We start from the raw sequence: 24687 nt of genomic DNA on the forward strand, positions 1-24687 counted from the left end.
CCGTGGGCGCAGAGGTCAGCGGCCGAACTCCGCTCCGCGGTCAGCAGATCCGCGGCAGCTGCTCCCCCAGTGGCAGGTCGACCACGCGCGTACCGCCCAGCGGGGTACGGGCCACCACCATCCCGGGGTGTGCCGCGACCGCCTCGCCGATCACGGCGGCCCCGGCGCCCAGGGGGTGCGCGCGCATCGCGTCCAGCACGGCGTCGGCGTGCTCGCGGGGGACGAAGGCCACCAGCTTGCCCTCGTTGGCGACGTACATCGGGTCGAGGCCGAGGATGGCGCAGGCGTTGGCGACGGCGGGCGGGACGGGGATGGCGCGCTCGTTGATGACGACGCCGGTCGCGGAGGCGGTGGCGATCTCGTTGAGCGCGGCCGCCAGTCCGCCGCGGGTGGGGTCGCGCAACACGTGCAGATCGGGGGTGACGGCGAGCATGGTCTGGACGAGGCCGCCGAGCGCGGCGCAGTCGCTCTCGATCTCCACGCCGAACTCCAGGCCCTCGCGGACGCTCATGATGGCCACGCCGTGGACGCCGAGGTCGCCGCTGACGATCACCACGTCGCCGGGGACCACCCGCTGCGGACGCAGATCGACGCCCGGCGGGATCAGCCCGATGCCCGCGGTGTTCAGATAGACCCCGTCGCCGTGGCCGGCCTCGACGACCTTGGTGTCACCGGTCGCCACCTCCACCCCGGCGGCCCGCGCGGCGGCGCCCATGGCGTCGGCGACCCCGGCGACCACCGGCATCTCGACGCCCTCCTCCAGGATGAACCCGCAGGAGAGGTAGGCGGCCCGGGCGCCGCTCATCGCGAGGTCGTTGACGGTGCCGTTGACGGCCAGGTCGCCGATGCTGCCGCCGGGGAAGAACAGCGGCCGGACGACATAGGAGTCGGTGGAGAAGGCGAGCCGCAGACCGCCCAGGGAGAACACCGCGGAGTCGCCGAGCTGGGCGAGGAGTTCACCGCCGAAGGCGGGGACGAAGATCTGCTGGACGAGTTCGGCGGAGAGCGCACCGCCCCCGCCGTGCCCCATGACGACGCGGGGGGTCTCGCGTAGCGGGGTCGGGCAGGTCCAGCCGGAGATGTCGACGGTGGGCAGGTCGCGGGGGCTCTGGGAGGTGGTGTCAGACAACGGGGCTCGCCTCCAGCGGGGTGGGCGTGACGCCGAGTCGGCGGTAGAGGTAGTAGGCGGCGCAGGCGCCCTCGCTGGAGACCATGGTCGCGCCGAGCGGGGTGCGCGGGGTGCAGGTGGTGCCGAACGACGGGCACTCGTTCGGCTTGATCAGCCCTTGCAGCACTTCGCCGCTGCGACAGGCGGCGGGCTCGCGGGTGGTGATGCCGCCGACCGCGAAGCGGTGTTCGGCGTCGTGGTCACGGTAGCGCTCGGACAGCCGCCAGCCGCTGGCGGGGATGGTGCCGATGCCGCGCCAGGCCCGGTCGGTGACCTCGAAGACATCCGCGAGCATGGCCTGCGCCGCCGGGTTGCCCTCCGGCCGGACGGCCCGCGGATAGGCGTTGTCGACGGTGTGCTCGCCGCGCTCCAGCTGGCGGACGGTGCGCCGGATTCCCTCCAGGATGTCCAGCGGTTCGAACCCGGTGACCACGATGGGCACCTTGAAGCGCTCGGCCAGCTCGGGGTACTCCCCCATGCCCATCACGCTGCACACGTGGCCGGCGGCCAGGAACGCCTGGACGCGGCAGCGCGGCGAGGTCATGATCGCCTCGATCGCGGGCGGCACGCGGACGTGGGAGACCAGCAGACTGAAGTTGCGAATGCCCAGCTTCCGTGCCTGATAGACCGTCATGGCGTTGGGCGGGGCGGTGGTTTCGAAACCGATGCCGAAGAACACCACCTCGCGGTGCGGGTTCTGCTGGGCGATCTTCAGCGCGTCGAGCGGGGAGTAGACGACCCGGACGTCGCCGCCCTCGCCGCGCACCTGGAACAGGTCGCGGTCGCTGCCCGGTACGCGGAGCATGTCACCGAAGGAGCAGAAGATCACGTCCGGGCGGGAGGCGATCTCCAGCGCCTTGTCGATGACCTCCAGCGGCGTCACGCACACCGGGCACCCCGGACCGTGGATCAACTCGACCTCATCGGGCAGGAGTTGGTCGATACCGTGCCGGATGATGGTGTGCGTCTGGCCGCCGCACACCTCCATCAACGCCCACGGCCGGGTCACCGTGGCGCGGATCTCGTCGAACAGCCGCCGGGCCAGCTCCGGGTTTTGGAACTCGTCGATGTACTTCACTGCCGCGCCTCCTGGCCCGCTTCCGCCGCCGCTTCCCACGGGTCGCCGAACTCCTCCTGGAGCAGGCCGAGTTCCTCGAAGAGCGCCAGGGTCTTCCGGGCCGACTCCTCGTCCAGCCGCTGGAGCGCGAAGCCCACATGGACGATCGCGTACTCACCCACCGCCAGATCCGGTACGTACTCCAGGCACACCTCCTTGACCACGCCGCCGAAGTCGACGGTGGCCATCCGGGTGCCGTCCCGTTCCTCGATCTCCATCACCTTGCCGGGCACCGCCAGGCACATGGGTCCTCCTCGTCGTGCGGGTACACAAGCGGGTAGAAAAGGGTTACGAGCCGCGCGTCCGGGCCGCGACCAGCAGCTGACCGAGCGCCAACCCAGCGTCGTTGGGCGGCACTTGGCGGTGTCGTAGCACGGTGAAGCCGTCCTGCCGCAGGAGCCCGGCGGCGGTCTCGGCCAGCAGGGTGTTGGCGAACACCCCGCCGGTCAGCGCGACGGTCGCCAGGCGGGTGCGCTCCCGCGCGAGGGCGCAGCAGCGGCGGACGAGCTCGGCGACGGCGGTGTGGAAGCGGGCCGCGATCACCGCCCGGCAGGTGCCGGCACGGACATCCTCGGCGACGGCGGTGAGCACCGGGGCGGGGTCGGCGACGAGATCGGCACCGCCGGCCCCGGCCCCGATGCGCAGCGCGAAGGCGTAGCCGGGTCCGTGGTCCTCACCGGCGGTCAGCGCGGCGGCCTCCAGCGCGATGGCGGCCTGGGCCTCGTATCCGGCGCGGTGGCAGATCCCGGCCAGCGAGGAGACCGCGTCGAAGAGGCGGCCCATGCTGGAGGTGGGCGCACAGTTGAGATCACGTTCCAACTGGCGTACCAGCAACCGCCGTTCGTCCGGCGGGCAGGCGGCCACCGGAGGCAGCTCGTCGCTCCAGGGGATCCCGGCGGCGTGCAGATGCGCCAGCGCCATCCGGTAGGGACGGCGTACGGAGGCGTCGCCACCGGGCAGCGGGACATAGCCGAGCTGGCCGAAGCGGCGGTATCCGGCGTAGTCGGCGAGCAACACCTCACCGCCCCAGACCGCGCCGTCGTCGCCGTAGCCGGTGCCGTCGAAGGCGACGCCGATCACCGGGCGGCTGCCGTCGAGTCCGTGTTCGGCCATGGCGGCGGCGATATGCGCATGGTGGTGCTGGACCCGGACCAGCGGCCGGCCGTCGGTGTGGCGGCGGGCCCACTGGCCGGTGCGGTAGCCGGGGTGCCGGTCGGTGGCGAGCAGCCGCGGGCGCACTCCGGTGATCGCCTCCAGGTGCGCTCCGGCGCGCTCGAACGCCAGCTGGGTCGCCAGGTCGTCCATGTCGCCGATGTGCGCGGACAGCCAGGCGCGCCGCCCCTCGCCCAGGCACAGCACGTTCTTGAGGTCGCCGCCGGTCGCCAGCGCGGGCCGCACGGGGACGGGCAGCGCGATCGGATACGGCGCACAGCCACGCGAGCGCCGGACGTACAACGGCTCCCCGTCGCTGATCCGGACCACCGTGTCATCGCACGGGACCTGGATCGCCCGGTCGTGGCCGAGCCAGGCGTCCGCCAGGTGCGCCAGTCGCTCCAGCGCCTCACCGTCGTCCGTGACGATCGGTTCGCCCGCGACGTTCCCGCTCGTCATCACCAGCAGCCGGGGCCCCGGGGGGTCGCCCGGCAGCCCGAACAGCAGGTGGTGCAGCGGCGTGTACGGCAGCATCACCCCCAGGTCGGGGCTGCCGGGCGCGACGGCGTCCGACACCGCCGGTGCGCCGGGTGCCGCCCGGTCCAGCCGCCGCAGCAGCACGATGGGCCGAACGGGCCCGGTGAGCAACGCCCGTTCGTCCGCGCCTACCGCCACCAGCCCGTCCACATCGGCGATATGACGGGCCATCAACGCGAACGGTTTGTCGCCGCGGGCCTTGCGCCGCCGCAGCAGCGCGACGGCGGCGTCGTCACCGGCGTCGCAGACCAGGTGGTAGCCGCCGAGCCCCTTGACCGCCACGATCGCGCCGTCGGCGAGCAGCCGCCGGGTCGCGGCGACCGGGTCCCCGGACACCGGGCGCGGCGCCCCGGCGGGATCGTCCGGTTCGGCGGCCAGCAGCCGGAGCCGGGGGCCGCAGTCGTGGCAGGCGATCGGCTGGGCGTGGAACCGCCGGTCGGCCGGATCGGCGTACTCGGCCGCGCAGCGCTCGCACAGGGGGAAGCGGCCCATGGTCGTCTGCGCGCGGTCGTAGGGCAGGGCGCGGACGATGGTGAAGCGCGGCCCGCAGTGCGTGCAGGTGAGGAAGGGGTGCCGATAGCGGCGGTCGGCCGGATCGGTCAGCTCGGCCAGGCAGGCGTCGCAGGTGGCGGCGTCCGGGGCGACCAGGGTGCGGGCGGGACCGCCGCTGCGGGACGGGAGGATGGCGAAGCCGGTGTCCCCGGCGACGGCGATGTCCTCTCCCTCGACGGCCTCCACCACGGCCAGCGGTGGCGCCTCGCCACGGATCCGCTCGCCGAAGCGGAGCAGCGCGCCGGGCGCGCCCTCGACCTCGGCGACCACGCCCTCGCCGGTGTTGGTGACATGGCCGGTCAGCCCCATTTCGGTGGCCAGGCCGTGGACGAACGGGCGGAACCCGACGCCCTGGACGATGCCGCGCACGACGATCCGGCGGCGGGCGGCCGTCGCGGCGGCCTCGGCGGGGCGCGCGGTGCGAGCCGCTCCGGTGCGGGGGGCCGCCCCTGCATGCGGGGCTCCCCGCTGCTCGACCGGAGTCGGAGGCTCGGGGGTGGACGCGGGAACGTGGGGAGCAGCGCCCGCACCGGGCCGCCCTGTGGTCATGAGCGGCTCGACCCCACGGCTCCGGAGTCGCCGACGCGGTCCGCCGTGCCGTGATGGTGCGGATGGTGGTGACCGGCGTCGTGCACGTGGTGCGACTGCCGGGTCATGACCGGGATGTGGACCGGCCCGCCGTCCCGTGCCGCCAGCGCCCGGTCGAGGAGCACCCCGTCGCCCTCGGCGCCGCGCACCGAGGTGAGCACGACCTCGACACCGGGGTTGACCCGCTCCACGTTGGCGCGGAACGTCGCCTCGTCGAAGCCGACCGCGCGGGCGATGTCTGTCTTGGTGACCACCACCAGGTGGGCCAGCCCGAAGGCCGTCGGGTACTTCAGCGGTTTGTCCTCGCCCTCGGTCACCGACGCCAGCACGATACGCAGCGTCTCCCCCAGGTCGTAGGAGGCGGGGCAGACCAGGTTGCCGACGTTCTCGACGAACAGCAGCCGGGTGTCCGCGGGCAGCCAGCCGTCCAGGTGCCCGCCGAGCATCTCGGCTTCGAGGTGGCACAGCCCGTCGGTGAGCACCTGTTTGACGGGCACTCCGGAGCGGGCCAGCCGGACGGCGTCGTTCTCCGTGGCCAGGTCGGCGGTGAGCGCGGCGACCGGCACCCGGCGGCTGCGGGCCAGCGTCAGCTCCCGTTCCAGCAGGGCGGTCTTGCCGCTGCCGGGGCTGGAGAGCAGGTTGACGACCGCGGTGCCGCGAGCCGCCAGGTCCTCGCGCAGGGTGTGGGCACAGGCGTCGTTCTTGGCGAGCACCGCCTGCTGGAGGTCGATGACACGGCACATGGGTTCAGCGCTCCTCGTGCGTCGGTGTGGGTACCGGGGCGTCGTGCCAGCTGACAGCGGTGATCCGCAGTTCACGGCCCGACAGCAGCTCCACGGACGCCCCGCCGCATCCGGGGCAGCTCAGTCGCGGCGGCATGCCGACCGGCCAGCTCTCCGCGCACGGGATGCAGCGGGCGCGCGCCACGACCGCTTCGGTGACGAGTTCCGCACCCGCCAGCACCGTTCCCTCACAGGCGAGTTGGAACGAGAAGGCGAGTGCGTCGGGGACCACTCCGGCGAGTTCGCCGATCTCCAGCCGGACGCTGCTGACCGCCGTCGCCCCGTCCGGCCGGTCCGCGCTCTCGACCTGGTCCACGACCGCCAGCGCGATGGACATCTCGTGCATCGGTCCGTCTCTCTCTGGTGTGACGACCGGTTGCCGCTGGCTTCATTAGACGGCGCGGCCCCGGGGCGTCCGGGGTGCCTCGCCGGGGCGGCGCGGTGGCGTACACCGTTCGGTGCAGCGGCCCGCGCCGGCCGGTGTCACATGGTGCGCATCCGCAGATAGCGCTTGAGGTCGGGCAGGTTGCGCAGGGCGAGCGCGACGGCGGCGGCGAACGCGCCGCCGAGGAGCAGCTTCAGCATGGTGTCGTGTTCCTCTCACTGGTGGTGGCCGGGGCCGGCCGGTCCGCGCCGACCAGCTTCAGCACGATCCGTACGGCCTCGTCGACGGCGGCGGCGACCGGCTCGCTGAGCCCGATGCCCTCCGCGGTGTCCGCCGGTTCGCAGCCGACGACCAGGACGCGCTGCGGGCGCCGGCCGCCGGTGCCGGCGCTGAGCGTGTCGAGCAGCGCCAGCACCGTGTCCGGTGTCATGTGGTGCCCGTCGAGGGGGGTGGTCGCGGGCTCGTGTCGTTCGGTGGGGTCGGTGGCGTCGAGGACGTGGAGCGAGCCGGGTTCGCCGCCGCGCGCGCAGGCGTCGACCAGCAGCACCGTCTCGTAGCCGTCCAGCATCTGGTAGGCGAGATGGACGCCGCGCACGCCGGCGTCGACGACCTCGACGCCCTCGGGGAGGGGGTGTTGGCCGAGCGCGCGGACGGCCTCGACGCCGAAGCCGTCGTCGCCGAGGAAGATGTTGCCGACGCCCGCGATCAGTGTCCTTCCGCTCGGCGTGGTGCGGGGCGCGTCGCGGTTCACGCGTCCTCCAGGGGCGCGAGTTCGTCGGGCTGGAAGTACAGGAAGCGGCCCTGCTCCCGCCGGATGTCGGCGCCCGGGTCGCCGTCAACGGTCACCGCGAGGTGCACCCCGCCGTCCACGTCGTGCAGGACGGCCTCGACCTGTGCGGTGAGCCCGTGGAGGAAGAGGTCCTGGGCGTCGGTGCGGCGCCGGCCGGGGCGTAGCTGCACGCGGCTGCCGGAGCCGACCGACCGGCCGTTGATGATGATCCGGTCGCGCTCGGGATCCACCGAGCGGTCGCTGCCGGGGTCCCACCAGGGGGCGTCGGTGCGGGTCGCCTCCCGGGCCGGGTCCGGTCCGGTGGCCTCGTGCAGTGACCGTACGGCGCCGTGCAGCCGGTCCAGCACCTCCGGCGGGATGGTGTCGGCGAGGTCGATGACCTCGGCCGCCCGGGGGTCGGTGCCACGGGCCTCGCGCTTCTCCTGGTCCGTGAGGGCCGCCGTGCGCAGGGTGAGGATCTCGTCGATCTCCAGGGCGTCGTAGAGCGGGCCGGGGCTCTCGGGGGCGACGGCCGGGTGGTCCTCCAGGATGATCGGGGACGACAGGACCACGTCGTCGCTGCGGGGCGGGCCGGCGAGCACCGGCCAGGTGTGCTCGTTGCGGCAGTCGGCGACGGCGCCCTTGGCCCACTCGGGCGGGTCGGTCAGGGACAGGAACCGGCCGCCGCTCAGGCCGAGCAGCAGATGCGCGGCGACCAGCGAACGCGGCAGCGCCGCCTCCCGGTCGGCCGCCGGCTCCGGTGCCCAGTCGCTCGTGTTCTCCACGGTCGCGGTCAGCCGCAGCACCGCGTACGGTCCGTCGACCTCGCTCGCCGTCAGCCGCAGCCGGCCGCAGACCTCCTCGCGGCGGCGCACCAGCCGGCCGACCAGCTGCCCGTCCGCGTCGTGCACCGGCTCGGTTTCCTCGCCCGCGGGCCAGGTCAACGGGACGGTGACGCCGTCCCCGGCGAGATCGGCGACCGCCACGTCGAGCGGGCAGCGCTCCTCGGCACCCTCGTCCCATGGGACCAGCACCCGGTCGGGGAGTTCCAGTTCCGGTACGGTCTCGAACTCGCCGTCCGGGCACAGGCGTTGGACGGTACGCCGCTGGGCGCGCAGAAACCGGAGCTCGGCGCGGAGCCGGGCGCCGGAGCGGGGCTCCATGAGGCATTCGGTGCGCTGGTGGGACTGCTCGGCGCGGTCCGCTCCCCAGGTGGGCGGCACCAGCACGCCGAACTGCCAGCGCATCCGGTTCTTGGCGGCGGACGCCCGGTAGGGATAGAGCACATAGCCCTCGAACAGCACGGCGTCGGCAACCTGCCGGACGGCGGCGAACCGCTCGCCCAGCGCATCGTTCGGCACATGTGTCGTCACGACTCGGTCCTCTCGGTGACGGGACGGGCGGCGGCTCCGGGGAAGAGCCGGGCGCGCGGCCCGGGGTTCTCCGCACGGGCCAGCAGCGCCTCAACGGTGGCCTCCCAGGACGGCAGCGCGTGCCGGGACCGGAAGGCGAGGAGCGCGTCCAGGGTCTCCCGGGGAAGCCGCAGCCAGCCGCCGCCCGGGAAGTGGGTGTCGGTCATCTCCTTCCAGACGGACACCGGCATCCGGCAGACCGCCTCTTTGTGCCAGGGCACCGGGATCACCCGGAAGCCGCCGGCACCGGCGAACACCGTGCCGGAGAACAGCAGCAGCAGCGGCACCTCGCCGTCCCGCAGCGCGTGGAAGTAGCGCCCGGCGGCGACCTCCAGGTCGTAGGTGCAGGGCACCGGCAGATCCACCTCCGTCTCACCGGTGAAGCCCGGCACGACGAGGGAGACCTGGGCGAACTGGAGCGGTTTGAGGGTGCTGCCCCAGCGCGCCCGCTCGCCGAAGAGGTCGGCCAGCCCGGCGGCCTCCTCGGGTCCGTAGTCGCGCCGGGCCGGTTCGATCCGCAGCTGGCAGCGCAGTGCGACGGCGTGCACCCGGTCCGGTCCCGGGGCGGTGATCCGCAGCCGGAAGAGGAGGGTGGGCGCGGCGGCGTAGCGGTCGGCGCGGACGCCGAGGCAGGTGAAGGACAGCTCGGTCACGGCCGCCGGTCCTCCTCACGCGCCGCGCGGGCCCGGCCGGCGACATCGCGGAAGAACTCGGTGAGCGCCTCGCGCGCCTCGACACCGCCGTCGAAGCCCCGCCACAACAGCCGCATCCGGCCGACGAGTTCGTAGGCGATGTCGACCGGTACGAGGTAGCACTCGATCCGGTCCTCGGTGCGGCGCAGCAGCAGGGCCTCCACGTCGGGTTCCAGGAGCCCGGCCAGGTCGCTGGCGTCCAGCAGGGTCTGCCAGCGCGCCGGGTCGAGTTCGCTCTCGGTGGCGCCGGCCGGGCTGGGGTAGAGCGCCACCAGCCGGTCCAGCGCCGTGTTGCGGAGGAAGAACGCGACGCCGACGGGGATCTGGAGCCGGTCCCAGGCCGCGTCGTCGAGGCGGTGCGTGGGGTCGGTGAGGCAGCGGTCCGGGACGGTACGGAACTGCCCCCCGCCGGCGCCGGGCCGCTGGAAGAGCAGCGCGCAGGGGATGCAGGCGCAGGCCAGCGCGCGTTTGGTGGTGTCGACCAAGTGCCGGTGCCGGCCGGCCAGTTCGGTACCGCACAGTTCGCAGCGCTCGGGCGGCGGGGGCGCCGGGGCGCGGAACCGCTGCAGTCCGCGGTGCGCGACCGTCTGCGGGGTGCTCATGGCGCCGCGGCGGCGGTCGGCGGGCGCCGGGAGATCTGCAGCAGGGCCGGCTCCGGCGTGCGGTCCTGCGCCTCCCACGCGATCGAGGCCACCTCGGGTGCGAAGCACGACAGCGCCGCTGCCACCGCCTCGCGGTCGCCCGCCGCGCCGCCCGGGCAGCCGCAGCCGCCGGACCCGGCGGTCCGCAGCCGCAGCGCGCCGGTGCCCGCGTCGAACTCCGCCACCTCCGCGGCGATCTGCCTCCGTACGCTCTCCAGCGCCCGGCCGATGCGGGTGGTGACGTCCTCCGGGTGCAGATCGTGCAGCACCAGCAGGCTGCTGACCAGCTCGTCCGCCAGCAGCGCGGCCCGCGGCCCGCCCTCGCCGGTGCGCCGCTCCACCAGGTGCATGATCCGGGTGAGCCCGGCGCCGTAGAAGTCCATCAGCACGCGGACGAGTTCCTCGGCGGCGGCGACCGATCCGGCGTCGCCCTGCGCGGTGAGGCGGTCCAGTACTTCCTCGACCCGGCGGCCCGTCAGCTCGGCGGTCGGCGCGGTCATCCGGCCAGTCCGCTCAGCCCGGTTGGCACGTGCATGCTCTGCACGGACCGGCCGTTGCCGACGTACATGTGGACGCCGCACGGCAGGCACGGGTCGAAGCTGCGCACCGCCCGCATGATGTCGATGCCCTTGAAGTTCTCCGGGGAGTTCTCCTCGAAGATCGGGGTGTTCTGCACCGCGTCCTCGTAGGGGCCCGGGGTGCCGTAGGAGTCGCGGGTGCTGGCGTTCCAGGGGGTCGGCGGATACGGGTGGTAGTTGGCGATCTTGCCGTCGCGAATGACCATGTGGTGCGAGAGGACGCCGCGTACCGCCTCGGTGAAACCGCAGCCGATGGACTCGTCGGGGACCTCGAACTTCTCCCAGGTCTGGGTGCGTCCGGCGCGGACCTCCTCCAGCCCCTGCTCGGCGAAGTGCAGCGCCATGGCCGCCGCGTACGCCTGGAAGTAGGTGCGGGCGCGGTTGCGCTCCAGCGCGTTGCTCCACTTCGGGATCTTCCACTCGAAGCGGGTCTCGGGCCGGGTCATGCTGCGCGGCAGGTCGATGACGACGCTGTTGCCGGTGGCCTTGACGTACGGGGTGTCGACGAGCCCGGACAGCGCGGTGGACCACAGGCGGGCGATCGGGCCGCCGCCGGTGTCCAGCGCCAGGTGCTCCTTGCCGTCGAACCAGCGCGGCGACATCACCCAGCTGTACTTGTCGTTGAAGTCCCGCTTCTGCGGGGCGGGGATGGTGTGCTGGTTCCAGGGGTGGCGCGGGTCGATGGGGTTGCCGAGCGGGTCGTGGGTGACGAACTGCTCCTGGCCTTCCCAGTCCTGGTAGTAGGAGCTACCGAGCAGGATCCGGATACCGAGGTTGATCTGGGTGAGGTCGTTGGTGACCAGCTTGCCGTCGACGATGATGCCCGGGGTGACGAACATCTTCCGGCCCCAGTCCGTCATGTTGCGGTAGGTGAAGTCGCAGTGCTCGGGGTCGTTGAGCGCACCCCAGCAGCCGAGCAGCACCCGCCGCCGGCCGACCTCCTCGTAGCCGGGCAGCGCCTCGTAGAAGAAGTCGAACAGGTCGTCGTGGAGGGGCACCACGCGCTTCATGAACTCCACGTAGCGCATCAGCCGGCTGAGGTAGTCGGTGAAGAGCTGGACGCTGGCCACGGTGCCGACGCCGCCCGGGTAGAGCGTGGAGGGGTGCACATGGCGGCCCTCCATCAGACAGAACATCTCCCGGGTGTAGCGGCTGACCTGGAGCGCCTCGCGGTAGAACTCGCCCTCGATGGGGTTGAGGGAGGTCATGATGTCGGCGATGGTGCGGTAGCCGTGCTCGCCGGCGTGCGGGGCCTCGGTGCGCTGGGCGAGCTCCCAGACACCCGGGTTGGTCTCGCGGACCATCTTCTCGCAGTAGTCGACCCCGACCAGGTTCTCCTGGAAGATGTTGTGGTCGAACATGTACTCCGCGGACTCGCCGAGGTTGATGATCCACTCGCCGAGGTGCGGCGGCTTGACCCCGTAGGCCATGTTCTGCGTGTAGACCGAGCACGTGGCGTGGTTGTCGCCGCAGATGCCGCAGATCCGGCTGGTGATGAAGTGGGCGTCGCGCGGGTCCTTGCCGCGCATGAAGACGCTGTAGCCGCGGAAGACGGACGAGGTGCTGTAGCACTCCGCGACCCGCTTCTGCTTGAAGTCGATCTTCGTGTGGATACCGAGACTGCCCACGATCCGGGTGATCGGATCCCAGGACATCTCCGTCAGACCGCTGCCGTCACCGGACGTCTTGGTCTTCGCTGCCATGGTGTGTGCCGTGCCCTTCTGCGCGCGCGGGAAGTGGGGTCTGACCTGTGGTCCGACATCGTGTCCGGCAGGTGTGCTCAGGCGGTTGCCGACGGGCCGCCGGCCGCCGGGGCGGCCGGGCCCGGGGTGGTCACCACGGGCGCCGGTAGCCGGTGGTCAGCTTCTCGCCGCGGTGCCGCCACTTCGGTTCGTGGTCCACGGTCCGGGCCGTGATGCCGCGGAGCCGTCGGACGACGGTGCCGTACGCGGCGCTGGTGGTGCTGGAGAGCTTCGCGCCGGGCGGCTCGTCCATGAACGGCATGAACTTGTCGGGGAAGCCGGGCATGGTGCAGGCGATGCAGACCCCGCCGACGTTGGGGCAGCCGCCAATGCCGTCCATCCAGCCCCGCTTGGGCACATTGCATTTGACCACGGGTCCCCAGCATCCGAGCTTCACCAGGCACTTGGGCGAGTCGTAGGTGGTGGCGAACTGCCCCTGCTCGTAGTACCCGGCGCGGTCGCAGCCCTCGTGCACGGTCTCCCCGAACAGCCAGGTGGGTCGCAGCTGCTCGTCCAGCGGGATCATCGGTGCCGCGCCGGCCGCCTGGTAGAGCAGGTAGACCAGCGTCTCGGAGAAGTTGTCGGGCTTGATCGGGCAGCCCGGTACGCACACGATCGGGATGCCGGCCTTGGACTTCCAGTCCCAGCCCAGGTAGTCGGGCACGCCCATGGCGCCGGTCGGATTGCCGGCCATGGCGTGGATGCCGCCGTAGGTGGCGCAGGTGCCGATGGCGACGACGGCGAGCGCCTTGGGGGCCAGCCGGTCGATCCAGTCGCTGGTGGTCATCGGCTGGCCGGTCTCCGGGTTGTCCCCGAAGCCGCACCAGTAGCCCTCCGGCTTGATCGACTCGTTGGGGACGGATCCCTCGATGACCAGCACGAACGGGTCGATCTCACCGCGTTCGCCCTTGAAGAACCACTCGATGAAGGTGTCCGCGCCCTGCACCGGACCGCTTTCGAAGTCGATCAGCGGCCAGTGCACCTGGATCTTGGGAAGTCCTGGCAGCACGCTGAGCGCGATTTCCTCGATACTCGGCTGGGTCGCGGCGGTCAGGGCGACCGAGTCGCCGTCGCAACTCAGGCCGGCGTTGATCCAGAGGATGTGGATCGGGGGCTCGTCCTCGGCCGACGGCCGGGCGGCGTCGGTCGCGGTCGCGGGTGCGGCATCCATGGCGGTGTGCCTCCTAAGGGGAGGGGTGCAGCGGAAGCGCTCTGACGGCTTCCGTTCACCTTCGTAACACCGCTGCGGGCACCTGGAGAGCCGAGCGGGGCCGTTCCGGTGACGCACCAGCACCGGAACGGCCCCGCGGCCGGAGAGGGGTTTCGCGGGTCAGCTCGGCGACCCGGCCTCCATCGACGTCACGGTGAACGTGCCGCCGCACACCCGCAGCCCGCCGCTGCCGGTGGTCATCGACTCCTTGGAGCCGGGCGGGTAGACGAAGACGATCTGCGAGTTCTTCCAGCACGGGGTGTCCGAGACACCGTCGTTGACCGTGTGCAGCAGGGCGTGCGCGCTCTGCCCGGGCCGGAGGCGGATGGTGCCGCCCGCGGCACCCTCGCGGCTGGCCGGCTTTCCGACGGAGGACCCGTCGCGCTGGATCAGCGAGACGCCGGGGAAACCGCGCAGCGAGCACGCCTTCTTGCCCTTGTTGGTGAACACCAGCGGGACGCGGATGTTGCCCGCGCCGATGTCGACGCGGCCCAGGTGCAGCGACATGTCGGTCGCGGTGCAGCGGTCCGAGTCCGTCATGGCCGAGGGGTTGGCCTGGCTGGCGTTCGGCAGGCCCGCGGCGGCGCCGGAGGGCTTGGCGCCGTTGGACGACCGGGCGCCGTTTCCGGTGGACTGCGCGTTGGCGCCGGCCGACTGCCCGTTCGCCGTGGCGGTTGCGGGTGCGGCGGCCGACGAGGGGCGGGACGCGGTGTCCGTGCCGTTCTGGCAGGCGGTGAGCGTCAGCGCCGTGACGGCGATCAGCGATCCGGCGGCGACACGCCGGCCGCGGCCGAGGGTCTTGATGGTGAGCGACATGAGTCTCCCCCTCGTCTGGTAGGTGGGTACCCTCGTAACAGTTGGGTGCGTACGGTCCGTCCGTTGCTCTTCCAGCGTGACCCCGGGCACTGCCGGTCCGCTAACGGTGCGCTAACACACCGCTAACGAGTCCGCGCGCCCGGGATGACGCCGCCCCGGCGGCCTTGTGACCAGCCGGAACTGCGGTGCGCCGTCCAGGCTCGCAGAAATCTTCACGGTTGCGGACGCGGCACTACGAGGTTCGGCCGTTTCAGACCTCCCGCCCACCGGTCCCGGCCGCCACAGCCGCCCCGGGAGCCCCGCCGTACGGTCCCGCGCCGCCGTCCGGCGCATACGGGCGCGCGCGGGGCGGTGGCGCCGGTGGTGTCCGCGGGGAGGCGGTGGGCACCGGGCCTGGGCCGGTGGTTCGCAGACGGCCGAAATACCACCATCGGGTGCGGACGCACCGCGGTCATTGACGGCGCCGTGGTGGCGAAGGCTCCTGACCGCGCTCGAAGTATCCCCGCAGTTCGCCGTCGAGCGGCGGCACCTCGTACGGGACGCCGCCGGAGCGCAGTGAGCGGGTGGCCGCCTCGCCCGCGGCGACGCTCATCCGGGCGGAGACCGGTGAGGTGTCCGTGGCCCCGCCCTCGCGGACGAACCGGAGGAACTCGTCGATGATCCGGGCGTCGGCACCGCCGTGCGATCCGCCGGCCTCGGGCACCCGGTGGGTGACGTCGCCTTCGGGGCGGTAGCCGGTGGGGCCGGTGTTCCACACCCGCACGATGTCGCCGGGGCCGTCGCCGAAGTTCTCCAGCCGGCCCTCGGTGCCGATGACGGTGTGGTTGCGCCAGTAGTCGGGGGTGAAGTGGCACTGCTGGTAGGCGGCGAGCACCCCGTTGTCGAGCTGCATGTTCATCACGGACGCGTCCTCGACGTCCACCACGTGGTGCAGATCCCGGCGGGCGGTCGGCGGCCAGTCGTACTCCCGCAGCCAGCCGTCGGGGCGCGGGGTGCCGGGGGCGCGGCGCGGCAGGTCGCCGTAGACCAGGAGGTCGCCGAGGGCGTTGACGCGGCGGGTGTAGCCGCCGGCGAGCAGATGGATCACGTCGATGTCGTGGGCGGCCTTCTGGAGCAGCAGACCAGTGGTGCGGCGGCGGTCGGCGTGCCAGTCCTTGAAGTAGTAGTCGCCGCCGTACGAGACGAAGTGCCGGGTCCACACCATCTTGGGCTCGCCGATGTCGCCGCGGGCGATCAGACGGTGCATCAGCCGGACCACGCCCATGTGCCGCATGTTGTGGCCGACGTAGAGCCGGGTCCCGGTCCGCCGGGCGGTGCGCAGGATGGTGTCGCAGCTCTCGGCGGTGATGCCGAGCGGTTTTTCGACGTAGACCGGGCAGCCCGCCACCAGGGCGTCGCAGGCGATGCGCTCATGGGTGTCGTCGGGGGTGGCGACGATGACCGCGTCGACCCGGTCGTCGGCGAGGAGTTGGCGGTGGTCGCCGGTGACGAGGCGGGCGCCGAAGCGAGCGGCCGCGCGGCGGCGGACGCCGGGGTCGAGATCGGCGACGGCGGTGACCGCGGAGCCCCGGCCGGGCCGGTGCGCGGCGTCCGCCAGGTTGCCGCGCAGGCCGAGTCCGATGACGCCGATGCCGAGGTCCGCTGCCACGGTGTCTCCTGTCCGCTCACCCGTCCGCGGGTGCACCGGCGCTCCGGTGCACCCGACTGCCGGTCTGCCCCCATGCCGGCCGGCTTACGCCTCGGGGCTGGGGCGGACAGGATGCGGCGGTTGACGGCCGCCAGGACGGCTCGCAGAACGGCCCGCAGGGGCACGGTCGGCGCGCAGGTGTCCTGACCCGCGCCACAGTTGCGGCGACGCCCGGCACGCGGCCCTGGTGGAGGCCGTCGCGAGCGGCGGCGCCGAGGNTGACGGCCGCCAGGACGGCTCGCAGAACGGCCCGCAGGGGCACGGTCGGCGCGCAGGTGTCCTGACCCGCGCCACAGTTGCGGCGACGCCCGGCACGCGGCCCTGGTGGAGGCCGTCGCGAGCGGCGGCGCCGAGGCGGCCGGCCGCACGCTCCGAGCCGAACCGGCCGAAAGGCGGGCGCACTTGACGGTGCGGCGAGCCGTACCGCCCGGCGGCGGGCCGGGGCGTGTCGGCACGGTGCGGGCCCGGCGCGCACGGGCGTCGCGCACGGGCTCGCCGGCGATCGTCAGCCCGCCTCGGCACCAGACGGCTGGACGAGGTCCAGATCCAGCACCGCGTCGCCGCCGCCGGTGAGGGATATCGGCGCGGCGTGCGGCGGATAGCCGGCCGCCGCGAGGGTGTAGTGACGGCTGCTCAGGTCGGCGAACGCGAAGGCGCCGTCCGAGCCGGTGACCGTGTGTCCGGCGACCGTTCCGTCGTCGAGGAGGGTCACGGCGGCGTCCCGCAGGGGCTGCCCGTCCGGGCCGCGGACCGTGCCGCGCACGGTGGCGGTCGGCCGGAGCCGGGCGTCCTGGCGCTCCGGGCCGCCGCCGGAGCACCGGACGGCACGGGCCTGCGGCTGATGGCCGGGGGCGCTGAGCACGAGGGTGTGGTCACCGTTCGCCAGCTGGGCGACGGCCCAACTGCCGTCGGCGCCGGATGTCGTACGGGTCACCACATCGCCCCGGGCGTCGGTGACGACGATGCTCGCACCGGCGAGCGGGGTGCCGTCCGGGCCGCCGAGCACGGTTCCGCCGAGGCGGCTGCCGGCTGCGGTCAGTATCAGGTCCGTCTCGACGGGCGCGCCCACGCCGTGGCAGGTGGCCGCGACCGCGTGCGGGGTGTGGCCCGGCGCGGCGCCGGTGAGCACGTACGTGCCCGCACCCGGGGCGGCGAGCGCATAGCGGCCCTCGGCGTCGGCCGTGGTGACACCGGCCTGCCGCCCCTGCCGGTCGATCAGCGTGACACCGGCGCGCGGCACCGGCCCGCCGGCCCCGTCGACGACCCGCCCGCGGAACCCGGCCGCGGGTGCCTGCGCCGGGGCACGCTCCGCCGCCGGCTCCCGCGTGGCCGCCACCGCCGTCACCGCGTCGGCCGCGGCGGGCTCGTCGGCCGCGTCCGCCCCTTCCGCGTGCCGGGCGACCGGCGTCGGCCGGGACGTGGTCCGCTGGGACGGCAGGAAGGCCGCCACCAGTACGCCGAGGGCGACCGCCGCGGTGGCGATCAGGAAGGAGACCCGGAAGCCGGACATGGTGGGCACCGAGACCGGGCCGATGCGCGTCGACATATGGGCGAGCACCATGCCGATCACGGCGCTGGACACGGACGTGCCGATCGAGCGCATCAGGGTGTTGAGGCCGTTCGCCGCGCCGGTCTCGGAGGGGTCGACGGCGCCGACGATCAGCGCCGGCAGCGAGGAGTAGGCCAGCCCGATGCCCGCTCCGACGACCACCGCGATGATGACCGTCTGCCAGGGGGCGCTCATCAGGCCGATACCGCCGCCGTAGCCGATCCCGATGACCAGCATGCCCAGCAGCAGCGAGATCTTGGGGCCGCGCCGGGCGGCGATCCGCGCGTACACCGGGGCGACGAACATCATGGTCAGGCCCAGGGGCGCCACGCACAGACCGGCCACCACCATGGACTGGCCCAGGCCGTAGCCGGTCGACTTCGGCAGCTGGAGCAGTTGCGGCAGCACCAGCGAGATGGCGTAGAACGCCACACCGACCGTGATCGAGGCGAGGTTGGTGAGCAGCACCTCGCGCCGCGCGCTGGTCCGCAGGTCGACCAGCGGATCGGCGATCCGCAGCTCCATCACGCCCCACAGCGCCAATATCAGCGCCGCGGCCCCGAACAGGCCGAGGGTGGTCGGCGAACCCCAGCCCCAGTCGCTGCCCTTGGTGATCGGCAGCAGCAGGGCGACGAGCCCGGCGGACAGCCCGAGGGCTCCGGCGACGTCGAAGCGGCCCGGGGCCCGCACCGCGGTCTCGGGGACGAGGAGGAGGATGAGCACTATCGACAGCACACCGAGCCCGGCAGCGCCGAAGAACAGGGCGTGCCAGTCGGCGTGTTGGGCCACCAGGGCGGCGGCCGGCAGCGCCAGCCCGCCGCCGACGCCGATCGACGAACTCATCAACGCCATGGCGGAGCCGAGCCGTTCGCGCGGCAGCTCGTCGCGCATGATGCCGATGCCGAGGGGTATCGCTCCCATGGCGAAGCCCTGGAGCGCCCGGCCGACGATCATGACGACCAGGTCGTCGGTGAGCCCGCAGATCAGCGAGCCGACGACCATGACGGCGAGGCTGGTGAGCAGCATCCGCCGCTTGCCGTAGAGGTCGCCGAGGCGGCCCATGATGGGCGTTGCGACGGCACCGGCGAGGAGGGTGGCCGTCATGACCCATGTGGCGTTGCTGGCCGCGGTGTTGAGCAGCGTCGGCAGGTCCTTGATGACCGGCACGAGCAGCGTCTGCATCACCGCGACGACGATGCCGGCGAAGGCGAGGACGGGGACGATGCCGCCGCGCGCTCTGCGGTGCGCGTCCCTGCCCGGGGCGGAGGAGGGCGGCGCGGCGGAGGCGCCGGCCGCCCTTGCTGGTAGCTGGTCCGTCGTCGTCTGGGTCATGCGGGCGGCCTCCAGTGCGGCAGGGGTGAGCGGAGAGGGGTGCGCGGTGAGCGTCGTGAAGGGGAGTGCCGACCCCCTGGTACGTGCATGCCGAACGTTTTATCTGGGGGCGCTATTCCGCCACACGTCCCACCGTCTCGCCCGCCCGCGGGTGATCTCCCTCACTCCCGCCCACCTGCATCGCGGTCCGCCCGCCGGCCCGTTCATGGCCCCTCCCCCGGTCTCGTTCCGGACACCGACTCCAGTGAACCGCATGCCACTGACAATCGCCCCGGGTCGGCCCGGGACCCCGGTCAGTACCGCACGCCCGGTATGGTTCGGCCGGCCGATCCGCCCGTTTCGCCCCTGTGACTCCCGCCCTTCCCGGCTCGCGGGCAACGGCCCGAATCCCTACGACGCCGCGTCCGCAAGGGAGTTGCCCGCGTCCAGGAACGTGCCCTCTTCCGTGCGCCCGCCCTGGAGTTCCAGGTCGAGCTTCTCGCCGCGTTCCGGGTCCAGTTTCAGCCTGGCGAGGACCGCGGGCACCGCGATGCTGGGCAGGGTGTGTTCGAAGAAAATGGCCAGCCGGTGGCAGAGGTCGGCCTGATTGGTCAGCGCGTGCGACATCGTCTGGAGGCCGGCGAACGCCCCGACGAACAGCTCGGCCGTCTCCCGTATGACCACGCTGTCCATCACCTCGCCACGCTCCTTCGCCTCGGTCAGCAACTCCTCGACGAAGCGGGTCCACGCCAGCATCGACCGCTTGCGGTCAAGGCGGTTGGAACCCTGCTCGACGGCGAGGCGGGCCGCGCCCCGCTGCATGGGGTCGTGCCGCAGCCGGTATGCCAGAACCTGACCCGAGTCGACGAACTCCTGCAGCTTGATCTTCTGCGGCGCGACCGCGATGTCCACCACGTGCTCTTCGAGCACGGCGAGGGCGAGCTCCTCCTTCGAGGCGAAGTGGAAATAGAGGGCACCCTTGGTGACACCGGCCCGCTCAAGGACTTCGGCGATGGTCGCGCGGTCGTAACCACGGTCGTCGAAAACCGACGCCGCGGCTTCCAAGATGGTCCGCCGGGTTCTGATCGCGCGGTCCTGTTGCGCCACAGGACGCCTCCTGTCTCTCGAAGCACACGGGTGTTTCCACAGTGGGTTGCCGCCCAAGTCTCCCGCAGATCAGCCGTTGGCTCGAATTTCCTCGTCGGCATTGAAAAGAAAACCGGATGGTACGTATCTTACCAGCGTCGTACCTCTTCCCGTAGAGACGCCTGGGGGCAGTCATGAGCGACACGTTGCAGGTCAGCGGCACGATTCGGCCCCGGACCAAGCGCCAGGCGCAGCCGGTCCGGGATGCTCGTGCCGACGCCCGGCCCGGTCGGGGATTCGCCACCCGCGTACCGCGCGAATTCGTGCACCGTCCGTTCACCGAGGATGTCCTGATCACGTCGTGGCGCCGGCTGGACGCGAGTCATTTCTCGGTCACCGCCCAGTGGCCGCACAACCACCGGTACTTCGCCCCGACCAACGGCCGGCACCACCTCCTCCTCGCCGGCGAGACCATCCGCCAGGCGGGGCTGCTGCTCTCGCACGCCGAACTCGGCGTGCCGGTCGGCCACCACTTCATCCTCGGAGACCTCGTCTACACAACCGACCCCGAGCAGCTCGCCGTTGAGAACGAGCCGACCCGCCTGACCATCGACGTCACGTGCAGCAAGACGCGCATGCGGGCCGGTTCGCTGGTAAGCAGCCGGTTCGACATGACCCTCCGCAAGGAGGGCCGGATCGTCGCGACGGGCAATTCCAGCGTGAGCGTCACCTCGCCCGCGGTCTACCGCCGGATCCGCGGCGAGCGCCTGGCGGCACGCCGTACCGTCGGCCCGCTCCCCACGCCCGTCCCGGCCGGCCTGACCGGCAGCGCCACCGACGGCGATGTGCTGCTCGCCCCCACCGACCGGCCCGACCGCTGGCTGCTGCGCATCGCCCCCGGCCATGCCACGGTCGTCAACCCGGCGAACGACCACGTGCCCGGCCTGGCGCTGCTGGACGCCGCCCAGCAGGCCGCCCGCGCGGTGACCGCTCCCGACGCCTTCGTCCCCTATGCCTTCGGTACGGAGTTCTGCCGCTACGCGGAACACGGCGTCCCGTGCGTGATCGAGGCCCACCGGGTCCCGTCGGTGATCCCCCGCACCACGATGGTCCAGGTCACCGGCTCGCAGAACGGCGAGCCGGTCTTCACCTCGACACTCACGGCACTGGACGGACCCGGCCGGGCGGACGCGCCCCCGGCGCCGGAGGTGCCTCAGGCGCCGTGAAAGACCAGCCCCAGGGAGTGCCGCCGGCCCGAGCGTACGGCGCTCACGCCGTGGCGCACCGGACCGGCCGACCAGCCGCGGGCGGAGCGCACCGGGCGGTCCCGGGTGGTGAAGACCAGCCCGCGGCCCTGCGGGAGCACGGTCGAGGTACCGCGGGACTGCGCCCGCGGGCGCTGCTCGACGAGCAGGAACTCGCCACCGGTGTAGTCGGTGCCCTGCGCGTTGAGCCCGATGACCACCTGGAGCGGGAAGACCAGCTCGCCGAAGAGGTCGCGGTGCAGGGCGTTCCAGTCGCCCGGCCCGTAATGCAGCAGAATCTGGGCGGACTTGGACTGGCCGGCCTCATGGCACATCTCCAGCCAGTCGGCGAGCGTGTCCGGCCAGGGGGCCGGCCGGCCGAGCCGGGCCGCCCAGTCGCGGGCGATCCGCAGCAGGTACGGGTAGAACGCCTCACGCAGGGCCTGGACGGGCTCGGGGAGCGGGTCGGCGAAGTAGCGGTACTGCCCGGCGCCGAAACGGTGCCGGGCCATGTCGACGGTGGAGCGGAAGCGGCCGGGCTCGTCGTAGAGCCCGCTCAGCCCACGGAAGTCGGCCGGGGTGAGCAGCTGCGGCGTCAACGCGCAGCCCAGGGAGTCGAGTTCGCCGGCGAGGGCCGTCCAGTCGGCGGCGGCCACGCGATCGGCGAGGACGGCGGGGCGGGTCGTGGTGGCGGGCATGGTGGTGTGCTCCAGAGGGGCGGGACGGTCGGGCGGGTCAGCTCTCGGTCGGCAGGGCGCCTTCGAGCGCGAGCAGTTGCGCCTTGCGCTCCAGGCCGCCCGCGTAGCCGGTCAGCGACCCGTCGGCGCCGATGACGCGGTGGCAGGGCCGGACGACCAGCAGGGGGTTGGCGCCGATGGCCGTGCCGATGGCGCGTACCGCGCCGCGCGCCGCGCCGATGTCGGCGGCGATCCGCCCGTAGGTGGTCGTGGTGCCGTACGGAATGTCCTCCAGCGCCTTCCAGACGCGCTGCTGGAAGGCGGTACCGCGGGTGACGTACGGGATCTCGAAGCGGGTCCGCGCGCCGTCGAAGTAGGCCCGCAGCTGCCGCTCGATCCCGGCGAACGCGGCCGGGTCGTACGTCCAGCCGTCCTGGACGGTCACCCCGCCTTTCTGGCCCGGTACGGACAGCGAGGCGAGCGCGACACCGCCCGGTGCGGTGGCCGATTCCTCGCCCACCAGGAGGAGTTCGCCGAGGGGACTGGCGAGGGTGGCGTAAAGGGTCAGGGTCATGGGTCCGGTCATTCCGTTCGCGTCGTCAGTCGGTCGGGGCGTCGGTCGGGGTCGATGCGGTGCAGTGGCCGGTGGTCCGCCAATCCCGGTCCGCCGCTCCGGGATCCGGTGCGTCGCCCGCGGCTTCGGCCGTCCAGAGGTAGTGCGTCGCGTACGAGCGCCACGGGCGCCAGGCCGACGGGTCGGCGCCCTCGATCGCCCGCGCCTCGCCGGGCGGCAGGACGTCCGGGTCGCCCAGCGCCCGCATGCGGAGGTAGCCGGCGGTCCAGGGGCCGATGCCGGGGAGGCCGAGGAGGGCGCGTTCCGCCTCGTCGCGGTCGGTTCCGGCGTCCAGGATCACCGTGCGGTCGGCGAGCGCGGCGCTGAGGGTCCGCAGCGTCGCGCGGCGGGCCTCGGGCAGGCCGAGTCCGGTGAGCGGCGCCCGCGCCAGGTCCTCGACGCGGGGGAAGAGACGGGTGAGCGCGCCGGCCGGCTGCGGCAGCGGCTCGCCGTACGCGGCGATCAGTGCGCCGCCGAGCGTACGGGCGCCGGAGGCCGACATCCGGCGGCCGAGCACGGCGCGGACGGCGACCTCCTGCGGGTCCGCGGCGCCCGGGAAGCGCAGACCCGGGTAGCGGGCCACCAGCGGGGCGAGCACGGGATCCGCGCCCAGCCGCCCGGCGACCGCATACGGGTCGGCGTCCAGGTCGAACAGGCGGCGGATCCGCTGCGTGGCGGTGGTCAGATCGCGCAGTTCGGTCAGGCGCAGCCGGCACTCCAGCCAACCGTCTCCGGTGGCCTCGTCGACCTCCGCGATGCCGGTGCCGTTCGGGAGGCGCAGCGTACGCCGGTACGTGCGGCGGCCGGGCGCGCCGCCGACGTCCTCGATCCCGGCGAGCGCGTGCCGCTGGAGGTGGTCGAAGATCTGCCGCGCCGCGTACGGACCGCGGAACGGCAGCCGCAGCGGCAGGACACCGGGCGTGGCGGACGGCGCGACGGGGGCGGACCGGGCACCCTTGCCGGGGCGGGCGGCGCCGGCGGGACGGGCCGCGCGCAGGGCGCTCGGGGTCAGCGCGTAGATCTCCTTGATCGTGTCGTTGAACTGCCGGACGCTGGCGAAGCCGGCCGCGAAGGCGATCTCGGAGACCGGCAGCCCGGTGGTCTGGAGCAGGATCCGCGCGGTGTGGGCGCGCTGCGCGCGGGCCAGCGCGACCGGCCCGGCGCCCAGCTCGGCGGTCAGCTGTCGCTGCACCTGCCGGGCGCTGTAGCCGAGCCGGTCGGCCAGACCGGCGACGCCCTCGCGGTCGACCACCCCGTCGCCGATCAGCCGCATCGCCCGGCCTACGACGTCGGCCCGCGCGTTCCACTCGGCGGAGCCGGGCACCGCGTCCGGGCGGCAGCGCCGACAGGCCCGGAATCCGGAGCCCTGGGCCGCCGCCGCGGTGGGATAGGAGTGGACGTTCCGCCGCCGCGGCGTGGTCGCGGGGCAGCTCGGCCGGCAGTAGATCCCGGTCGTGGAGACGGCGAAGAAGAAGGCGCCGTCGAACCTGGCGTCCCGGCTCCGCACCGCCTCGTACCTGCTGTCCTCGGTCATCACACGACCCACTGTGCGGCACTCCGGGCGCCGGTGCTGGCGGAAATCGGACACCGCGGTGGGCACGCGACGGCCATGGGGCGGAGCCGGGGATCCGGTGGCGGCCTCCGAGGGCGAGCCGCCTGCCGTTCCGGTGGCTCGGGTCATGGACTTCGGGTGGCTCCAGTCATCGAGCCACTTCTGGTGGCTTCGGTCATCGACCGGCACTCGGCGCGTGGCGACCGCCCAACGGTCCGATCGCCACGTACGAGGTCCCGTCGTCCCCGGCGGCAACATCGAGCCGCCACCGTCCCGTCAGTACAACTCCGCTGCGCACGCGCTCAGTTCAGAACAGTGGAGACTCAGGTCAGAACAGTGGAGACCCAGGCTGCCGGACGGTTCACGCGCGCGGCACCGGCCAGTCGTCCAGCGTGCCGCCGCGCCATTCAACCAGGCGCGGATCGTCCAGCGCGATGTCCTCGGCCGGATCGGCGACGCCCGCGCGGCGCAGGAATTCGGCCACATCCCCGCGGCCGTGGGCCAGGCCGACGATCTGCCCGTGCACGGTCACCCGACGGCCCCCGGAGGGCGTCGGCGGATGCACGATGACAGGCGGATGCTCGGTCATGCCTCCAGCGTGCGCCGGGCTCCGCGCGCTCGCACCTCGGCGGCGGGTCGGCGGGTGGGGCGCGGTCACCGAGTCGGTCACGGAGACGGTCGCAGCAGGGGTGGCGGCGGGGGCGGCTGGGGCGGCGGCAGCTCATACGGCGGACGGCCGAGGGGCAGCCTCTAGACCCGGATTTCGCACATGGGGTCTGAGGTGTCCAGCCAGCGGGGGCAGGTTTCGTCGATGCCGAGCAGTCCGA

The 24687-nt window shown here is 73.0% G+C and carries 23 protein-coding genes; 1 reads left to right on the top strand and 22 read right to left on the bottom strand.

From position 1 onward, the window contains the following. Positions 1-40: 40 nt before the first annotated feature. The 18 genes from hypE to ACO1BR_RS31640 form a co-directional block, all read right to left on the bottom strand. Positions 41-1129: a hydrogenase expression/formation protein HypE gene (gene hypE, locus ACO1BR_RS31555; RefSeq protein WP_426798505.1), complete on the bottom strand. Its 1089-nt coding sequence runs from the start codon at positions 1127-1129 to the stop codon at positions 41-43. Further along, positions 1122-2246: a hydrogenase formation protein HypD gene (gene hypD / locus ACO1BR_RS31560; protein ID WP_426798506.1), complete on the bottom strand. Its 1125-nt coding sequence runs from the start codon at positions 2244-2246 to the stop codon at positions 1122-1124. Before hypD ends, hypE begins: the two co-directional genes overlap by 8 nt. After that, positions 2243-2530 (bottom strand): HypC/HybG/HupF family hydrogenase formation chaperone, encoded by a 288-nt coding sequence (locus ACO1BR_RS31565; RefSeq protein ID WP_426798507.1) that lies wholly within the window; start codon positions 2528-2530, stop codon positions 2243-2245. The genes hypD and ACO1BR_RS31565 overlap by 4 nt, the downstream gene beginning before the upstream one ends. Before the next feature lie 43 nt (positions 2531-2573). After that, positions 2574-5075, bottom strand: coding sequence for a carbamoyltransferase HypF (gene hypF, locus ACO1BR_RS31570; RefSeq protein WP_426798508.1), 2502 nt, complete (start codon positions 5073-5075; stop codon positions 2574-2576). Further along, on the bottom strand, positions 5072-5857 hold the full coding sequence (hypB, locus tag ACO1BR_RS31575) for a hydrogenase nickel incorporation protein HypB (protein ID WP_426798509.1): 786 nt from the start codon (positions 5855-5857) through the stop codon (positions 5072-5074). The genes hypF and hypB overlap by 4 nt, the downstream gene beginning before the upstream one ends. A 4-nt stretch (positions 5858-5861) precedes the next feature. Beyond that, positions 5862-6242 (bottom strand): hydrogenase maturation nickel metallochaperone HypA, encoded by a 381-nt coding sequence (locus ACO1BR_RS31580; protein WP_426798510.1) that lies wholly within the window; start codon positions 6240-6242, stop codon positions 5862-5864. 137 nt (positions 6243-6379) lie between these two features. Further along, positions 6380-6481 (bottom strand): DUF6893 family small protein, encoded by a 102-nt coding sequence (locus ACO1BR_RS31585; protein ID WP_426798511.1) that lies wholly within the window; start codon positions 6479-6481, stop codon positions 6380-6382. Next, positions 6475-7032: a hydrogenase maturation protease gene (locus ACO1BR_RS31590; RefSeq protein WP_426798512.1), complete on the bottom strand. Its 558-nt coding sequence runs from the start codon at positions 7030-7032 to the stop codon at positions 6475-6477. Before ACO1BR_RS31590 ends, ACO1BR_RS31585 begins: the two co-directional genes overlap by 7 nt. Then, positions 7029-8423 carry a hypothetical protein gene (locus ACO1BR_RS31595; RefSeq protein ID WP_426798513.1) on the bottom strand — a complete coding sequence of 465 codons (1395 nt, stop codon included), beginning with the start codon at positions 8421-8423 and terminating at the stop codon, positions 7029-7031. Before ACO1BR_RS31595 ends, ACO1BR_RS31590 begins: the two co-directional genes overlap by 4 nt. After that, entirely contained in the window at positions 8420-9115 is a 696-nt protein-coding gene (locus ACO1BR_RS31600; protein WP_426798514.1) for a DUF6084 family protein, read from the bottom strand. Before ACO1BR_RS31600 ends, ACO1BR_RS31595 begins: the two co-directional genes overlap by 4 nt. Continuing rightward, the gene (locus tag ACO1BR_RS31605; RefSeq protein WP_426798515.1) at positions 9112-9756 is read right to left on the bottom strand and encodes a DUF5947 family protein; all 645 of its coding nucleotides are present in this window, start codon (positions 9754-9756) and stop codon (positions 9112-9114) included. Before ACO1BR_RS31605 ends, ACO1BR_RS31600 begins: the two co-directional genes overlap by 4 nt. Further along, positions 9753-10295 (bottom strand): hypothetical protein, encoded by a 543-nt coding sequence (locus ACO1BR_RS31610; RefSeq protein ID WP_426798516.1) that lies wholly within the window; start codon positions 10293-10295, stop codon positions 9753-9755. The genes ACO1BR_RS31605 and ACO1BR_RS31610 overlap by 4 nt, the downstream gene beginning before the upstream one ends. After that, complete coding sequence (locus ACO1BR_RS31615; protein ID WP_426798517.1) at positions 10292-12076, bottom strand: nickel-dependent hydrogenase large subunit; 1785 nt, start codon at positions 12074-12076, stop codon at positions 10292-10294. Before ACO1BR_RS31615 ends, ACO1BR_RS31610 begins: the two co-directional genes overlap by 4 nt. A 130-nt stretch (positions 12077-12206) precedes the next feature. Continuing rightward, on the bottom strand, positions 12207-13286 hold the full coding sequence (locus ACO1BR_RS31620) for a hydrogenase expression protein HypE (RefSeq protein WP_426798518.1): 1080 nt from the start codon (positions 13284-13286) through the stop codon (positions 12207-12209). Positions 13287-13445: 159 nt separating this feature from the next. Then, positions 13446-14141 carry a DUF4232 domain-containing protein gene (locus ACO1BR_RS31625; protein WP_426798519.1) on the bottom strand — a complete coding sequence of 232 codons (696 nt, stop codon included), beginning with the start codon at positions 14139-14141 and terminating at the stop codon, positions 13446-13448. A 451-nt stretch (positions 14142-14592) separates the two neighbouring features. Next, entirely contained in the window at positions 14593-15789 is a 1197-nt protein-coding gene (locus tag ACO1BR_RS31630) for a Gfo/Idh/MocA family protein (protein WP_426798520.1), read from the bottom strand. A 544-nt stretch (positions 15790-16333) separates the two neighbouring features. Continuing rightward, positions 16334-18709 (bottom strand): MFS transporter, encoded by a 2376-nt coding sequence (locus ACO1BR_RS31635; protein ID WP_426798521.1) that lies wholly within the window; start codon positions 18707-18709, stop codon positions 16334-16336. A gap of 390 nt (positions 18710-19099) precedes the next feature. Continuing rightward, on the bottom strand, positions 19100-19795 hold the full coding sequence (locus ACO1BR_RS31640) for a ScbR family autoregulator-binding transcription factor (RefSeq protein WP_426798522.1): 696 nt from the start codon (positions 19793-19795) through the stop codon (positions 19100-19102). A gap of 173 nt (positions 19796-19968) precedes the next feature. Here ACO1BR_RS31640 and ACO1BR_RS31645 point away from each other — a divergent pair, with 173 nt between their 5' ends. Further along, positions 19969-21000, top strand: a complete 1032-nt coding sequence (locus ACO1BR_RS31645) for a ScbA/BarX family gamma-butyrolactone biosynthesis protein (protein ID WP_426798523.1) — start codon at positions 19969-19971, stop codon at positions 20998-21000. Here ACO1BR_RS31645 and ACO1BR_RS31650 read toward each other — a convergent pair. From ACO1BR_RS31650 to ACO1BR_RS31665, 4 genes are all read right to left on the bottom strand, one after another. Beyond that, positions 20988-21716, bottom strand: coding sequence for a 2OG-Fe(II) oxygenase (locus tag ACO1BR_RS31650; protein ID WP_426798524.1), 729 nt, complete (start codon positions 21714-21716; stop codon positions 20988-20990). The genes ACO1BR_RS31645 and ACO1BR_RS31650 overlap by 13 nt on opposite strands. A gap of 37 nt (positions 21717-21753) precedes the next feature. Continuing rightward, positions 21754-22263: a methylated-DNA--[protein]-cysteine S-methyltransferase gene (locus ACO1BR_RS31655; RefSeq protein WP_426798531.1), complete on the bottom strand. Its 510-nt coding sequence runs from the start codon at positions 22261-22263 to the stop codon at positions 21754-21756. A gap of 31 nt (positions 22264-22294) precedes the next feature. Beyond that, positions 22295-23842, bottom strand: a complete 1548-nt coding sequence (locus ACO1BR_RS31660; RefSeq protein WP_426798525.1) for an AlkA N-terminal domain-containing protein — start codon at positions 23840-23842, stop codon at positions 22295-22297. Positions 23843-24221: 379 nt separating this feature from the next. Then, positions 24222-24449 (bottom strand): hypothetical protein, encoded by a 228-nt coding sequence (locus ACO1BR_RS31665; protein ID WP_426798526.1) that lies wholly within the window; start codon positions 24447-24449, stop codon positions 24222-24224. Between the last annotated feature and the right edge of the window lie 238 nt (positions 24450-24687).

It is taken from the genome of Streptomyces sp. YGL11-2 (genome assembly GCF_050054615.1).
In the GTDB taxonomy this organism is placed as follows: Bacteria; Actinomycetota; Actinomycetes; order Streptomycetales; family Streptomycetaceae; genus Streptomyces.